Consider the following 16,000-nt stretch of genomic DNA (forward strand, 5'->3'; position numbering starts at 1 on the left):
CTGGACGTTGCGACACAGCCACGGTGAGCAGGAGTTGGTGGTCAGTGAGCGAAAGGCCGAAGCGCCCCTATACGAAGGACGAAGTGCTCCACGGCGTGGCACTGATCCAGGCGCATCTCGCGGAGGACATGGACGCCATCGTCGCGCTCCAGGGCCTGGAGGAGGACGAGCAGTCGGCACGGGAGACGGCGCGGGCCATGTTCGCGCTGGCCCACATCATCGTCTACGGCGCCGTCATCCCGCAGATGTGGGTCGTCAGGAAGGACTTCAGTTACGGCAACACCAGCAATGTGCCGGAGCTTTCCCTGGCGCTGCTCTTCGTCGAGCGGATCGAGCAGCGGGTGGAGCTGGCCCATGTGCACCCGGTGGTCGGCGCGTTGTCGGCCGGTGATGTCATGGGGCTGATCGTGGAGTGCCTCGGGACGAAGATGGAGGACGTCCCGGTCTTCCTCGACGCGGTGCGGGAGCAGACGCTGCGCTCCATGGCGTGACGGGCGCTTCGGGGGTCAGCCGAACCGGCAGATGCCGCCGGTGCCCTGCGCGGGCGCGCCGGGGGTGTCCGGCTCCAGCACGCGTACGTCGGCGCCGGTGAGCAGCGCGGAGCGGACGACGACATCGGCCAGCCGGCCGCTCGCGAGCGGGCCGCCGCCGTTGGGCACGAAGTCCTCGTGGCGCTCGTAGACGTCGGTGGGCGCGGGCCCGAACCAGGCGGTGCGGGAGTCCCGCGGGTCGTCGGTGACGGCCAGTGTGCCCACCCTGCCCGCGGCCAGCGCCTCCAGGGTCGCGTGCACGCCTTCCACGGCGTGGCCGCCCGGCGCGCGTTCCTCGTCGAGGCGGCGCAGGAGTTCGGCGGTCTCCTCGCGGGCGGCCGCGGCCGCCTCCGCCGCCACCTGGGCGGCGCGCCCGCTGCCGGAGCCGTCCTCGCTGCGGCCGCCGCTGACCTGGGCCACGGAGACGGCGCGCCGGACCCGGGCCGGGAGGTGCTTGGTCAGATACTGCCGGGCGCGTACGTCACCGGCGAGCAGGAGCAGGTGGGCGGAGACCTCGTCGAGTGCCTGGGCCACGGCGTCGGCGACCGCGGTGGCGTTGTGCTCCCAGGAGTCCTCGGCACGGTGCTGGAAGCGCATCTGGGGCAGGCCGGAGCTCCGCCCGATCTCGTCGTCGGGGCCGGTGACCGTGCGCCGTACGGGCTCGGTGGAGCCCTCCGCGTAGAGCAGCAGGTCGGCTCCGGCGCGGTCCACGACGACGACCACATGGGCGGGGTGGTCCTGGCGCCACTCCATGAGGGGCAGCAGGTGCGGGAGCGTCCCGGAGACGGCGAGGTCACCGTGCCCGTCGCCGGGCAGTTCGACGACGTGCCGGACCCTGCCCTCCGCCGCGAACGCCGCCAGCGCCCCGGTGCCCGGCAGCCGGTCCATGACCTGGGCGGTGAGCGCGTCCAGGGTGGCCGGGGCGGCTCCCTCACCGGCCAGCCGCGCGGTCAGGCCGCGCCACCGGGACTGGGCCGCCTGCGCCAGCTGGGGTCGCGGTTCGCGGTCGAAGTACACCGACAGGAAGGGGCCCGGCGCCTGGAGCAGGTCGCGCAGTGTGCCGGTGTCGGTGGCTGTGGCAGTGGTCATGGGGTTCTCCTTCGACGGGAACGGCGCCGTCCGCCCGGGGGCCGGAACCCCCCAGGGCCCGTGGATCCGGCTCCCCCTTCCAGGTGACCAGATGCGGCGGCATCGTGCCATCGGTGGAGCGGCGGCCCTCCGGGAAGGCCCGGGAACAGGGCCCTCCCGGCCTTTCGCGACGGCCCGGCGCCGGGGTCAGGCGTCGGGGTCCGCGCCGTGCCACACCGTCGTGACGTTGCAGAACTCGCGGATCCCGTGGCCCGCCAGCTCGCGACCGTAGCCGGAGCGCTTCACGCCGCCGAAGGGCAGCGCCGGGTGCGAGGCGGTCATGCCGTTGAAGAAGACACCACCGGCCTCGATGTCCCGGGTGAAGCGCTCCTGCTCCTCGCGGTCACGCGTCCAGACGTTGGAGCTCAGCCCGAAGGGGGTGTCGTTGGCGAGCTCCACCGCCTCGTCGAGCCCGCCCACCCGGTAGAGCGTCGCCACCGGGCCGAACGCCTCCTCGCGGTGGATCCGCATCCCTGGGGTGATCCCGGCGAGCACCGTCGGCTCGTAGAACCAGCCCTCGGCCAGGCCCTCCGGCCGGCCGCCGCCGCACAGGACGGTGGCACCGCGGCGCACCGCGTCGTCGACGAGTTCCTCCAGGTCGGCGCGGCCCTGCTCGCTGGCGAGAGGCCCGACGTCGGTGGTGTCGGCCATGGGGTCACCGACGGTCAGCTCGGCCATGCGGGCGGTGAAACGCTCGGCGAATTCGTCGTAGACGCGGGTGTGGACGATGAAGCGCTTGGCGGCGATGCAGGACTGGCCGTTGTTCTGCACGCGGGCGGTCACCGCGGTGCTCACGGCCCGGTCGAGGTCGGCCGACGGCATCACGACGTAGGGGTCGCTGCCGCCGAGTTCGAGGACGGTCTTCTTGATCTCGTCACCGGCGATCGCGGCCACGGACCGGCCCGCCGGTTCGCTGCCGGTGAGCGTCGCGGCGGCGACCCGGGGGTCGCGGAGGATGCCCTCGATGGCGCGGGAGCCCACGAGCAGCGTCTGGAAGCACCCTTCGGGGTATCCAGCCCGGCGGAAGAGGTCCTCCAGATAGAGCGCGGTCTGCGGCACGTTGGAGGCGTGCTTGAGGAGGCCCACGTTGCCCGCCATCAGGGCGGGCGCCGCGAAGCGCGTGACCTGCCACAGCGGGAAGTTCCACGGCATGACCGCGAGGACCACGCCCAGCGGGCGGTAGCGGACCCGGGCGTGCGCGGCGCCGGAGTCCTTGACCTCGGTCTCGGAGGGGAACTCGTCGGCCAGCAGGATCTCGGCGTGCCCGGCGTACCAGCGCATCGCCTTGACGCACTTGGCCGCCTCGGCGCGGGCGGCGGCCAGGGGCTTGCCCATCTCGGTGGTCATGGTGCGGGCGATGGATTCCTGGTCCTCCTCCAGGAGGTCCGCGGCGCGGCTCATCAGCCGGGCGCGCTCGGGGAGGTCGGTGGTGCGGTAGCGCCGGTAGGCCGAGGCCGCGGTGGCCAGGCACCGCTCGATCCCGTCCGCTCCGAGCTCGTCGAACGTCCTGAGCGTCTCACCGTTCGCGGGGTTCACCGTCGCAATGGGCACGGATGTCCGCCTCCTCGCGCTTCTCGTGGTCCTCGTGCTCGCTGCCTCGACCTTGCAGGGGCCCGTGCGGACGCGCAAGACGTGGCGCGGCGGGCGTCGGCGGTCGGGGCCGTGCGGCGGGGCCCGGGCGGGCTCAGCGGGGCGGCTGCTCCCGCGCGCCGTCGGGGGCGTGTGTCTGGCCGGGCAGCCGCGGTGGGCCCTCGATCGCGGGCCGCGGGCCCACGACGGGCCGGCGGGGCAGCACGCGCGCGTGGTAGAGCCAGCCCACGGCCGCGGCCGAGGTCGCCCCGAAGCCCAGGCAGCACAGCCATGGCAGCCACCGTCTGCCGGTGCACTCGGCGAGGTCCATCGCCCAGCCGACCACGGCGTTGCCGCCGACCGCGGCCGTGCCCGAGAGCATGTAGAAGAGCCCGAAGTACGTACCGGTCAGCCGCTCATGGCCGAAGCGCGGGATGACCTCCATGGCCGACGGATAGGCGATCATGCCCCCGGCGTAGAGCAGCAGCGCGCCGGTGAGCATGACGGCCAGTCGCGCGATGCCCTGCCCGGGGCCGTCCGGCCGGGTCGTGGCGCAGATCAGCAGGGGCGGCACGAACCCGGCTCCTATCAGTCCGATCCCGGCCCCCAGCCAGCGCGCGCCGCCCCCGCGCCGTGCCAGGCTTCTGGTGATGGGGAGCTGGAAGAACAGGTGCGCGACGGCTCCGGAGGCCAGCAGCACCCCGGCCGCGCCGCCCCAGCCGGAGACCGTGCGCGCGCCCTCGGGCAGCAGCACGAAGAGCTGGTTCTCCATGACGACCATGCCGGTGGCGGCGAGGGAGAAGCACAGGAACCGGCGGTTGCCGAGGACTTCGCGCCAGTCGGCGAGCACGGTCTCGGACGCGTGGACGGTCCTGCGCGCCGGAAGGGTGAGGGCCTGGGCGATCGTCAGCAGGGTGAAGAAGCCCGACACGGTCAGCGCGCAGATCCTGATGTCCGCGAGGAAGAGCACGCTGCCGAGCAGCAGCCCGATCAGCCACCCGCTGGTGGCGAAGACGTTGAGCAGCGCGAACGTCTCGGCCTGCCGCTCCCCCGTCTCCTGGGCGACGTAGGCGCGTACGGCGGGATAGAACAGGGCCCCCGCCAGGCTGCTGAGCACGGAGGCGGCCAGCAGCAACGGCAGGGAGTTCCCGAAGGCGAAGAGCACGAACCCCGCCGTCCGCAGCGCGCACCCGGCGACGATCACCGCGCGCGGGCCGAGCCGGTCGGCCGCGGTTCCCCCGACGACGAACAGGCCCTGCTGACTGAGGTTCCGTGCGGCGAGCACCAGACCGACCAGTGCCGCCGACATCCCCAGATTCTCTTCCAAATACTTCGCGAGAAAGGGGATCACGACGCAGTAACCGATATCCACGCCGAACTGGTTGATGAATAGCAACCGCAATGCCAGTGGGAAATCCCGGATCGCCCGAAAGACTCTCATGCGTGCCCCTGTGGGCCCGACCGGCAGCCGACCGCGGTCGTGAAACAGCCTTGACTTCGGCCTGCTCGCAGGCCAGGATGCCCCGGTGTACGGCTCGTCGGCTCGCTGTTCCGGTCAGTGGAAGGTCACGTTCAATGACCTCGAAAAGGGGTCGATCATATGTTTTTGCGGTGCATCCCCGATACCCCCGACCGTATTCCTGACGGACACTTCGCCAGACACTTTAGCAAAGCGAGTCCTCTGCCGACAGGGCTCGTTGGAGGGGTATTCCGCTTTGCCCGGCGGTATGGGAGGTGCGAGCGCACGGCCGTGTACGCCCCTCGGCGCTCCGCTCCGCGCCCCGGCGCCGGGAGCGATTTCCGCGGCCCGCCCGCATCCTTCGCCGCGCCCGCTCGTCAAACAGTCCCGGGGGTCCGGACGGTCCGGCCCCGCCCTCGACTCGCGGAGGCGTTCACGTGCTCACCCACACCGCTGCCGGTCTGGCCGTCAATCCCCTGGACGCCTCCTCGCTGCTGGCGGCCTTCGGGGCGCTCGGGATCGCCGTGGTGCTGTTCGCGGAGACGGGGATGCTGATCGGCTTCTTCCTGCCCGGGGACTCGCTGCTGTTCACCGCCGGGCTGCTGGCCAGATCCGGCGCCCACGCCGGGCCGCGCCTGGATCTCGCACAGGTGCTGCTCGCCGCCGCCGTCGGGGCGCTGGCCGGGGCGCAGTGCGGATACGCCGTCGGCCGCCGTACCGGCCGCGCCCTCCTCGCCCGCTCGCGGAACCGCCGGCTGCTCGAAGGCGCCGCGCGGGCGGAGGAATTGCTCGACCGGTACGGCCACGCGCGCGCGATCGTGCTGGCCCGCTTCGTGCCGGTGGTCCGCACGGTCCTCAACCCGCTCGCCGGAGCCCTCGGGGTGGCGCCGCGCACCTTCACCCTCTGGCAGGCGGCCGGCGGGCTCGTCTGGACGGTGGGCCTGGTCCTGGCCGGCTACGGGCTCGGGTCGGCGGTGCCGAACGTCGACCGCTACCTCCTGCCCCTCGTCGGACTCGTCGTGGCGCTGTCCCTGCTGCCACTGGCGCTGGAGTTGCTCCGCGGCCGCCGCGCCGGCCGGGACGACGCCGCTTCCCCGGGCGAAGACATCGGTTCCCCGAGTTAACTCGTGTGACTCCTGGGGCGGTTTGTCACTCCTGCGTCCTTGTCAGTGATCCGCTCAGTGTGGATAGTTGGGGTGGTTGCCGGGCTTCGAGCGGGGGGATGGCATGGAGCGTCGTCTGGGCGCGCATGAGATGGCGATCTACCGCAGCGGCGGACGCGTGCTCGTGCCCTGCGAGTTCGAGGGGCACGTCGATCGCGCGCTGCTCGCCGAAGCACTCCGGATCCTGACCGAGTTCCACCCCGTCCTCCTCGGCAGGTTCGTCCCCGGTGCGGGGTCCTGCGTCGTCCAGGACGGTGACCCGGGCACGCAGCGGGTGGCCATCGAGAGGTATGCCGATCTCGAGCACGAGTTGCAGGTGGTCCAGGACTGGTCGGCCGGCCCGCTGTTGCGGGTGGCCGTGTCCGAGGGTGGCCCGCGCACCACGGTGGCGCTGAGCCTGCCGCGGGCCCTGGTGGACGGCTCGGCCTACATCGCGCTGTACGAGAGGCTGTGGGCCGTCTACACCGACCTGTCGCTCGGCAGGAGCGTCCCGACCCGCCTCATCGGGGGCGGGCTGGCCTCGCCGTCGCTCGACACCCGCGCCCAGGAGGGTTTCACCGAGGAGGAGTTGTCGGGCTATCTGGCCTTGCGGGCCGCCGCGCGTGAAGCCGTCCCCTCGGTGCTGCCCACCCGCGGCCGCGAGCCCGGGAGCTTCGGCCTCGTACGCCTCGAACTCGACGAGGGGCGCACGCGGCGGTTCGTCGACCACGCCCACGCGGCCGGCCTCAGCGTGCACAGCCTGATCTGCGGGGTGCTGCTGGCAGGGGCGCGGGCCTTCCTCCCGCCGCAGTCGGGGCCGGTCACCCTGGCCTGCGTCTCGGCGGTCGACATGCGGGCGCGCATCTCCCCGCCCATCGATCCGGAGAGCATCCAGTCCTCCGCTTCCTCCAGCACGGTCACACTGGAGGTCCGCGAGTCACCCGACCCCGTGGCACTGGGGCGGCTGGTGGCGGAGAAGCTGCGGGCCGATCTCGACGCGCGCGTACCCGGCCTCGACCTCGCCACGATCCCGCGCCTGACCGAGGAAACGGCCCCGCGCCTGCCCACGCTGATCGTCACCAACCTCCACAAGATCCCGCACCCGACGCTCCCCGAGGGCCTGACGGCGACGGGGTGGCGGATCCTCCCGCTGATGGACACACCGGTCCCGCTGGCGACCGTCACCCGCTTCGGCGGCCGTCTCGCGATCGACCTTCCGTATCCCCGCCACTGGTACGACGACGAAACGATGCGCCGGTTCATGTCGGCCGCTTCCGAGGTCTTCGACGACATTCTCGCCCGAGAGGCCACTCGGAGTTAGCACAGCCCTGGGGCGCACACATCGCATTCGGTATTCACACGAGTCCTCGGCATGGGTACGTCGCGAATCCCGCTGGAATTCCCACACCGCCATGGACGGTGATTGCCGTCGGCGATTCCTCGCGGACGCATCCCGCCGCCGGCTCGGGCCTGGCTCGATCTCGGCCACCGTGGCGCCTGAGCGTGCCCTGTCGAGCACGTCGCGTCCCCGCGTGACGCGGAGAAATTCATCAGCCGTCGGCACGGCTGCCGGTGCGGGCTGAGCGACGGGCTCTCCCGCCACCCTCGCGGAAGCCCGCAAGAACGCGCTCCGCGCCAGTGGTGGCGCGTTCGAGCCAGTCCTTTATTTCCTCTTCCGTTTCACCGGTGTTGCATGTCTGTGGAGCCGCCCCGTCGGCGCAGAGGCGAGTGCCTGGAGCACGCCGCCGTATTTCACACACAGCCGTCCGCTGTGGGCAACCCGCCTCCTCACGACCCCACATGGCCGGACACGGGCCTCGGTCCAGTGGCACGGCGGGGGCGCTCTCGTGCCCCGTGACGCCGGAGAACATACCGGCGGGGCTCCGGGCCCGGCGGGCCCCCGGGAGCCTCCGCTTCACGACGGCGGGGAGACACGGGCGCCGGCGGCCGGGCGACTTCGCGACGGCATGGCGGGATCCACGCCCGGCCCCGGGACCGCCCGCTGACGCGCCGTGACAGCACGCCCTCGTCGCGAAGGGTCTGCCGGAGCCGCGACCACACACGAGCCACAATCGACCCACTAATTCCAGCCATCATCGCCAGCACCCTCCGTTCCGCACCAACCCGCCGGCGGACGAACCGCGTTCCTCGGCCAACGGCTCTCACCATGGCGTGAATACGCAGGTCACCGCCGCCACAAACAGACGAGTCGGTCCGGTTTCGGCCCGCCCGGCCGGCCGGCACCCGGTCGGGGCGCCATCCGCCCCCGCACAGAGGCCGACGACCTCTCACATCACCCGAAGAAGGCCCGTACCGATACGCATAAACCCCAGGTCAGGCGTCGGTTGGCGGAGTCGCCCCACCCGGCGGCGGCGACCGCGCGGCATGCCTTTCGAACCGGATCTTCTGCGCTTTCGTGGCTCTTGCGCCATTAAGTCGCCGACCCGATCGGCATTCGAACAATGGGAATGTCTTATTCCGTCCGGGTGTCGCCCTTCCCTCATTGCCCTGGGAAGTTCCGCCTTGCATCATCGATGCGTAGGGCAATGATCCACAAGAACCTCTTCGGGTTCGACACTTCCGCCCGGCGGAGAACCGGCTCGAGGGGGGATTGTCGGCGCGCTCCGGCAATGGCGTAATCATTTGTCGCATCCAGCCGGCGTTTCGCCTCAGTGCGACACGCACCGAACGGACAGGACGGGCCGAGCCCGTCGCCCGAGCGCTGAACAAGCACTCGGGGAAAGCCTTTTGCCTGCCCCTGCCTTCTCCGATACGTCAGACGCACGGCACGCGGACTTCATCCGGCCGTTCGCAAGGCTCTCGCGGACGTCGCGCGGCCAGGGGCAACACTTAGGGGGAACGCTCAGTGAGGTACGAGATGTTGGGCCCGCTCCGGGTCACGGACGGCAGCAAGAGCATGACCATCAACGCACACAAGGTGGAGATCGTCCTCTCCGTCCTGCTCATCCGCGCCGACCAGGTGGTGACCCCGGAGCAGCTGATGGCGGAGATCTGGGGAGAGGACCTGCCCCGGCGCGCCACCGCGGGCCTCCATGTGTACATCTCCCAACTCCGTAAATTCCTCAAGAGGCCGGGCGTGGCCGGCAACCCCGTCGAGACCCGGGCGCCGGGATATGTGCTGCACAAGGGCGACGACGAGATCGATGCCCAGGTGTTCCCGCAGCTCGTCGACAAGGGCAGGGCGTTCCTCAGGGAGGAGCGGCACGACGAGGCCGCCTGCCACTTCGAGCAGGCCCTCGCCCTGTGGCGCGGTCCGGCTCTCGGCTACGGCGGCAAGGGGCCGGCCGCGGGCGGCCCGATCATCGACGGCTTCTCGACCTGGCTGACGGAGACCCGTCTCGAGTGCCAGGAGATGCTGGCGGAGTGCCGGCTCCAGCTCGGCCGCCACCGGGAGGCCGTCGGCATGCTCTACGCGCTCACCGCCGAGAACCCGATGCGCGAGGTCTTCTACCGCCAGCTCATGCTGGCGCTCTACCGCTCGGAGCGGCAGGCGGACGCGCTGAAGGTGTATCAGTCGGTGCGCAGGACCCTGAAGGAGGAACTGGGCCTGGAGCCCGGGCGTCCGCTCCAGGATCTGCAACGGGCGATACTCGCCGGGGACGGAGACCTGCTGGCGCCGCCCCTGGCCCTGTCGGGCCGCTGACTTCACCGGAGCTCCGTACACCGCGCGAGGCGCTCTTGGTGTGCGGAGCTCCGGCGCGTCCGGCGGACCGGTGCGGGAAGGCCGTCAGAAGGCGCAGTCCAAGTGCTTGATGCCCTCGACGAAGCTGGAGGTCAGGCGCCGGGGCGTGCCCACGGCGTGGATCCCGGGCAGCGCGGTGAGGAGCTCCCGGTAGAGCACGGTGATCTCCAGCCGGGCGAGGTGGGCGCCCAGGCAGACGTGCGGGCCCACCGCGCCGAACGTGACGTGCGCGTTCGACCCGCGGGTGATGTCGAAGCGGTACGGGTCGGGGAAGACGCTCTCGTCCTGGTTCCCCGACCAGTAGAAGAGGAAGACCCGGTCGCCCCTGCGGAACCTGTGGCCGTTCAGCTCGCAGTCGCGGGCGGCGACCCGGCGCATCCAGTTGATAGGGGTGGAGACGCGGAGGATCTCCTCGACGGCGTTCTTCGCGTGCGCGTCGAAGTCCGACAGCAGCAGTTGTTTCTGCTCGGGGTGCTCGGTCAGCAGGACCAGGGCGTGGGAGATCGCGTTGCGGGTGGTCTCCATGCCGGCGATGACGAGCAGGATGAAGAAGGAGACGAGTTCCTGCCGGGTCAGCTGCTCGCCGTCCGACTGCACCTGCACCAGCTTGGTGATCAGGTCGTTGCCGGGGTCGGCGAGGCGCTCCTCGCGGAGCCCCGCGATGTAGTCCCCGAGTTCGCGTGACGCCTCGACCACCGCCCGCTCGGCGTCCGCCGGGTCGGCGACGTAGTCGGGGTCGAGCGGGCCCACGATCGTGTTGGACCTCTCGAAGAGGAACTGGTGGTCCTCCTCGGGGATCCCCATCATGTCGGCGAGTACGGCGATCGGCATCTCCGCGGCGACGGGCCGGATGAAGTCACCCGGCCCGCGGGCGACGAGCTCCCGGATGATGCGCCGGGCGGTACGGGTCGCCACCGCCTCGAACTCCGGGACCGTGTTGCGGCCGAAGGAGCGCGAGACGATGCGCCGGAGGCGGGAGTGCTCCGGGTTGTCCATGTTGATCATCGAGCCGTAGTACTCGTCCAGTTCGGGCGGCAGGCCGACGATGGTGGTCGCGCCGTTGGAGGAGAAGTCCTGCGGGCGGCGGCTCACTTCCGCGATGTCGGCGTACTTCACCAGCGCGTGGTAGCCGGACACCCAGGGCACGCCGGGCATGCTCTGCCGGATGAACGCCGGGTGCGGCAGCCCACGCAGCTCCGCGAAGAGGGCCACGCGCTCCTCGCGCGGCCGCGCCCAGAAGGAGGGGTCGACGAGGTCGGGCAGGGTTGCTGTGGAGGGCTTGCTTTCCGTGCGGAACACGATGCCTCGATTCGCGTTGTCCGGACCAACGATCAGATCGACCGGCTCCACCGAGCGACGCGACGACACCGCTGATCAGGCCATGAGAATGGGTGGCCGCACCCTGACAGCCGTCCCTTAAGCGCTGCTAAGACCTCCCGGCGCGCAGCCGAGTATTAGGAGGGCTTTAGCGCCGTCGACAATTCTGCAACCCGGTGAGGCCCCGCCTGCCCGATGCTCGCGCCGTACGGCTGTCCGGTCATGCGGGTCAGGGGTCCGCCTGTTCTCGCGGAGAGGAGCGGTTGTCACCGGGATGGCGCACAACGAAGAGAAGCTTCTTGAATACCTCAAGCGTGTCACTGCGGACCTGCGTCAGACCGAACGACGGCTGCGGGAGGTCGAGTCGGCGGGCCACGAACCGATCGCGGTCATCGGCATGGCGTGCCGGCTGCCGGGCGGAGTGCGGTCCCCCGAAGAGTTCTGGGACCTGATCTCGGCGGGCGGCGACGCCGTCTCGCCGCTGCCCGGCAACCGCGACTGGGACCTCGACGCCCTCTACGACCCGGACCCGGAGAGCAACGGCACCAGCTACGTCCGCGAGGGCGGCTTCGTCCACGACGCCGGTGACTTCGACTCCACCTTCTTCGGCATCGGCCCGAGCGAGGCCCTGGCCATGGCACCGCAGCAGCGGCTCGCCCTGGAGACGGCGTGGGAGGCCGTCGAGCGCGCGGGCATCGACCCGCTCTCCCTGCGCGGCAGCGCCACCGGCACCTTCATCGGCTGCGACGGCCTCGACTACGCCCTGGGTGCCTCCGAGGTGCCGGAGGGCATCGCCGGATACTTCACCATCGGCAACTCCGCCAGCGTCACCTCCGGCCGCGTCGCCTACGCCCTGGGCCTCGAAGGCGCGGCGGTGACGATGGACACGGCGTGCTCCTCCTCCCTGGTCTCCCTCCACCTCGCGGCCCAGGCCCTGCGCGCGCAGGAGTGTGCGTTGGCCCTGGCCGGCGGCACCTACGTGATGTCGTCGCCCGCGCCGCTCATCGGCTTCAGCGAGCTGCGCGGCCTCGCCCCCGACGGGCGGTGCAAGCCCTTCGCGGCGAGCAGCGACGGCATGGGCATGGCCGAGGGCACCGGCGTGGTGTTGCTGGAGCGCCTCTCCGACGCCCGGCGCAACGGCCACAAGGTCCTCGCGGTGATCCGGGGTTCGGCCGTCAACCAGGACGGCGCGAGCAACGGCCTCACCGCCCCCAACGGGCCCGCGCAGGAGCGGGTCATCCGCGCCGCCCTCGCCAACGCGCGGCTGTCCGCCGACGACATCGACGTCGTGGAGGCGCACGGCACCGGCACCACCCTGGGCGACCCCATCGAGGCCGGCGCGCTCGCCTCGGCCTACGGACAGGGGCGGCCCGAGGACCGGCCCTTGTGGCTGGGCTCGGTGAAGTCGAACATCGGCCACACACAGATCGCCGCGGGCGTGGCCGGAGTGATCAAGATGGTCCTCGCGCTGCGGCACGAACTGCTGCCCGCCACCCTGCACATCGACGCCCCCTCCCCCCACGTGGAGTGGGACGACAGCGGGCTGCGCCTGCTCACCGAGCCGGTGAAGTGGTCACGCGGTGAGCGGGTGCGCAGGGCCGGGGTGTCCTCCTTCGGGTTCTCGGGCACGAACGCGCATCTGATCCTGGAGGAGGCGCCGGAGGAGGGGCCCGCGGTGGCCGGGCCGGTGGCGGGTCCGGTGGTGCCGTGGATCGTCTCCGCCCGGACCGCCGACGCCCTGCGTCAACAGGCCCGCAAGCTCCTCGCGTTCACAGATGCATCCGCGGTCGACGTCGGCTGGTCACTGGCCACATCACGGTCGGTCTTCGAGCACCGCGCCGTGATCGTGGCACAGGACCACGACCAGGCCCTCACCGGACTCGAAGCCCTCGCCTCAGGCGACGTCTCACCCGACGTGGTGTCCGGCCTGACTGGGGACCTGGGCCCGGGACCGGTGCTCGTGTTCCCCGGCCAGGGATCGCAATGGGTGGGCATGGGAGCCCAACTCCTCGACGAATCACCGGTGTTCGCCACCCGTATCGCCGAGTGCGAACAGGCCCTGGCCCCGTACGTCGACTGGTCCCTCACCGCGGTGTTGCGCGGGGACGGCAGCGAGCTGGCACGGGTGGAGGTCGTCCAGCCCGTCCTGTGGGCCATGATGGTCTCCCTCGCCGCCGTCTGGGCCGACCACGGCATCACACCCGCCGCCGTCGTAGGACACTCCCAAGGCGAGATGGCCGCCGCATGCGTGGCCGGAGCCCTCACCCTCGACGACGCCGCACGCATCGTCGCCATCCGCAGCGACGCCCTCCGACAGCTCGCCGGGCACGGGGCGATGGCCTCCCTCGGCGTGGGCCAGGAGCAGGCCGCCGAGCTCATCGACGGACACCCGGGCGTGGGCATCGCGGGCGTCAACAGCCCTTCCTCCACGGTGATCTCGGGTCCGCCCGCGCAGGTCGCCGCCGTGGTCTCGGCCGCGGAGGGGCGCGGCCTGCGGGCCCGCCTGATCGATGTGGACTACGCCTCCCACGGGCCGCAGGTCGACGAGATCGCCGACCTGCTCGCCGAGCGCCTCAGCGGTATCCGGCCGGTGGACACCGAGGTGGCGTTCTACTCCACCGTCACCGCCGGGCGCCTGGAGACCACCGGCCTGGACACCGCGTACTGGATCACCAACCTGCGGCGGCCCATCCGCTTCGCCGACACCGTCGAGGCCCTGCTCGCCGACGGCTACCGCCTGTTCATCGAGGCCAGCCCCCACCCCGTACTCAACCTGGGCATCCAGGAGACCATCGACCACATCGGCGTCACGGCGGCCATCGTCCCCACCCTGCGCCGTGACCACGGCGGCCTCACCCAGCTCACACACGCCGCCGCCCTGGCCTTCACCGCCGGCGCGGACGTCGACTGGCGCCGCTGGTTCCCCACCGAACCCACCCCCCACACCGTCGACCTGCCGACCTACGCCTTCCAGCGTCGGCGATACTGGCTCAAGCACTCCACCGCGGCCCCCGCCGTCGGCGGAGGTCACGACGCGGCCGAAGCACGGCTGTGGCAGGCCATCGAGAATCTGGACATGGAGGCACTCGCCGACAGCCTGGAAATCGAGGGCCGGCCGGAGGCGGTCGAGGCGCTGGAGCCCGCGTTGCCCCTCCTCTCGGCCTGGCGACGGCGCCACCGGGAACAGTCGGCGATCGACTCCTGGCGCTACCGCGTCACGTGGGAGCACCTCGCCGATGCCTCGGCGGCACCGGAGCTGGGCGGGGACTGGCTGCTCTTCGTCCCCGCCGCCCAGGCCGACCACCCCGCCGTACGGGCTTCGGCGGACGCTCTCAGGGAGCACGGTGCGGCCGTCCGGCTGCACGCCGTGGAGCCGGGTCGCGTACGGCGTGCGTCCCTGGCCTCGGTGGACACGGCCGGGCTTGCCGGGATCGTCAATCTGCTGGCGCTGGACGAGGAACCCCACCCCGAGCACCCGGCCGTCCCCGCGGGGCTCGCCGCGACGACCGCGCTCATCCAGGCCCTCAACGACAGCGGCACCACCGCGCCCCTGCACACGATCACCCAAGGCGCGGTCTCCACCAACGCCACCGACTCTCTCACCAACCCCCTCCAGGCCCATGTCTGGGGCCTCGGACGCGTCGCCGCACTCGAACACCCCCGCCTCTGGGCCGGACTCATCGACCTCCCCCCACACATCGACCGCCACACCCTCACCCGCCTCGCCACCGCTCTCGTCCCCCAAGACGAGGACCAGACCGCGATCCGCGCCACCGGCACCCTCAACCGCCGTCTCACCCACGCTCCCACCACCACGACCACCACCGACTGGCGGCCCGAGGGCACCACGCTCATCACCGGCGGAACCGGCGGCATCGGCGCCGTACTCGCCCGCTGGCTTGCCCACCAAGGCGCCCCCCACCTCCACCTCACCAGCCGACGCGGACCCCACGCCCCCGGCGCCCCGGAACTCGACCAGGAACTCACCGCACTCGGCACCACCGTCACCATCACCGCCTGCGACGTCAGCGACCCCCACCAACTCCGCGAACTCCTCGACACCATCCCGGAACAGCACCCCCTCACCGCCGTCATCCACGCCGCGGGCATGACGGATCTGACGGCGATCGGCGATCTGACGTCCGCGCGGCTGAACGAGGTGCTCGGCTCCAAGGCGTACGCGGCCTGGAACCTGCACGAGATGACGCGGGAGGCGGACCTGTCGGCCTTCGTGATGTTCTCCTCCGGTGCCGGGGTCTGGGGCAGCGGCCAGCAAGGCGCCTACGGCGCGGCCAACCACTTCCTCGACGCCCTCGCCGAACACCGCCGCGCCCAAGGACTCCCCGCCACCTCCATCGCCTGGGGACCCTGGGCCGAGGCCGGGATGTCGGCGGACGAGGAGTCGCTGGCGTACTTCAAGCGCTTCGGCCTGCATCCGATCGGCCCCGACCTGAGCGTCAAGGCGCTGCATCAGGCGGTGAGTTCGGGTGAGACCACGCTGACGGTGGCGAACTTCGACTGGGCACGGTTCACCCCGACGTTCACCGCGCAGCGGCCCAGCCCGTTCCTCGACGGCATTCCCGAGAACAGGCGGGAGGCCGAGCAGCCCGGCTCCGGTGCGGAGACCAGCGCGTTCCGCGCGGAACTCGCGAAGACGCCCGCGTCGCAGCGGCACGGTTTCCTGGTCCAGCGCGTCCGGACGTACGCGGCCGCGACGCTCGGCCGGACGGTGGAGGAGATCCCGGCGGCCAAGCCCTTCCAGGAGCTCGGCTTCGACTCGCTGACCGCCGTCCAGCTGCGCAATCAGCTCAACGCCTCGACCGGGCTCGCCCTGCCCGCCACCGTGATCTTCGACCATCCCACGTCCGAGGCGCTCGCCACGCATCTGCGCGGGCAGCTCGGCCTCGCGGGCGAGGAGGCCGGTGAGGGCAGCGTCCTCGCGGCCCTGGACAAGTGGGACGCGACGTACGGCACGGACGGGCTGGACGAGGCGGCCCGACGGCGGATCGCGGGCCGGCTCCAGGTGCTGATGGCGAAGTGGAGCCCGGCCCAGGGCGAGGCGGACCGTTCCGCCTCCGCTCACGACGCGCTGGAGTCCGCGTCCGCGGACGACATCTTCGACCTCATCTCCAGCGAGTTCGGGAAGTCCTGA

General features: G+C 71.5%; 9 protein-coding genes. 5 read left to right on the forward strand and 4 right to left on the reverse strand.

From position 1 onward, the window contains the following. The first annotated feature begins 44 nt into the window (after positions 1-44). The gene (locus tag ACZ4A5_RS26135) at positions 45-491 is read left to right on the forward strand and encodes a DUF6224 family protein (RefSeq protein WP_467589081.1); all 447 of its coding nucleotides are present in this window, start codon (positions 45-47) and stop codon (positions 489-491) included. Between the two features lie 15 nt (positions 492-506). Here the strand turns inward: ACZ4A5_RS26135 and ACZ4A5_RS26140 are convergent, their stop codons facing one another. The 3 genes from ACZ4A5_RS26140 to ACZ4A5_RS26150 all read right to left on the reverse strand — a co-directional run bounded on the left by ACZ4A5_RS26140 (position 507) and on the right by ACZ4A5_RS26150 (position 4,668). Beyond that, positions 507-1,619, reverse strand: a complete 1,113-nt coding sequence (locus ACZ4A5_RS26140) for a baeRF2 domain-containing protein (protein ID WP_467589084.1) — start codon at positions 1,617-1,619, stop codon at positions 507-509. Positions 1,620-1,805: 186 nt separating this feature from the next. Then, complete coding sequence (locus ACZ4A5_RS26145; RefSeq protein WP_467589087.1) at positions 1,806-3,209, reverse strand: NADP-dependent succinic semialdehyde dehydrogenase; 1,404 nt, start codon at positions 3,207-3,209, stop codon at positions 1,806-1,808. Between the two features lie 133 nt (positions 3,210-3,342). After that, positions 3,343-4,668 (reverse strand): MFS transporter, encoded by a 1,326-nt coding sequence (locus tag ACZ4A5_RS26150; protein WP_467589090.1) that lies wholly within the window; start codon positions 4,666-4,668, stop codon positions 3,343-3,345. A 455-nt stretch (positions 4,669-5,123) separates the two neighbouring features. Here ACZ4A5_RS26150 and ACZ4A5_RS26155 point away from each other — a divergent pair, with 455 nt between their 5' ends. The 3 genes from ACZ4A5_RS26155 to ACZ4A5_RS26165 all read left to right on the forward strand — a co-directional run bounded on the left by ACZ4A5_RS26155 (position 5,124) and on the right by ACZ4A5_RS26165 (position 9,492). Then, entirely contained in the window at positions 5,124-5,810 is a 687-nt protein-coding gene (locus ACZ4A5_RS26155) for a DedA family protein (RefSeq protein ID WP_467589093.1), read from the forward strand. Between the two features lie 103 nt (positions 5,811-5,913). Next, on the forward strand, positions 5,914-7,149 hold the full coding sequence (locus tag ACZ4A5_RS26160) for a phthiocerol/phthiodiolone dimycocerosyl transferase family protein (protein WP_467589095.1): 1,236 nt from the start codon (positions 5,914-5,916) through the stop codon (positions 7,147-7,149). Between the two features lie 1,545 nt (positions 7,150-8,694). Beyond that, the gene (locus ACZ4A5_RS26165; RefSeq protein WP_467589099.1) at positions 8,695-9,492 is read left to right on the forward strand and encodes an AfsR/SARP family transcriptional regulator; all 798 of its coding nucleotides are present in this window, start codon (positions 8,695-8,697) and stop codon (positions 9,490-9,492) included. An 84-nt stretch (positions 9,493-9,576) separates the two neighbouring features. Here ACZ4A5_RS26165 and ACZ4A5_RS26170 read toward each other — a convergent pair whose 3' ends face one another. Next, entirely contained in the window at positions 9,577-10,830 is a 1,254-nt protein-coding gene (locus ACZ4A5_RS26170) for a cytochrome P450 (RefSeq protein ID WP_467589103.1), read from the reverse strand. Positions 10,831-11,122: 292 nt separating this feature from the next. Here ACZ4A5_RS26170 and ACZ4A5_RS26175 point away from each other — a divergent pair, with 292 nt between their 5' ends. Then, positions 11,123-16,000 carry a type I polyketide synthase gene (locus ACZ4A5_RS26175; RefSeq protein WP_467589106.1) on the forward strand — a complete coding sequence of 1,626 codons (4,878 nt, stop codon included), beginning with the start codon at positions 11,123-11,125 and terminating at the stop codon, positions 15,998-16,000.

This window comes from Streptomyces sp. NPDC025618 (genome assembly GCF_055558795.1).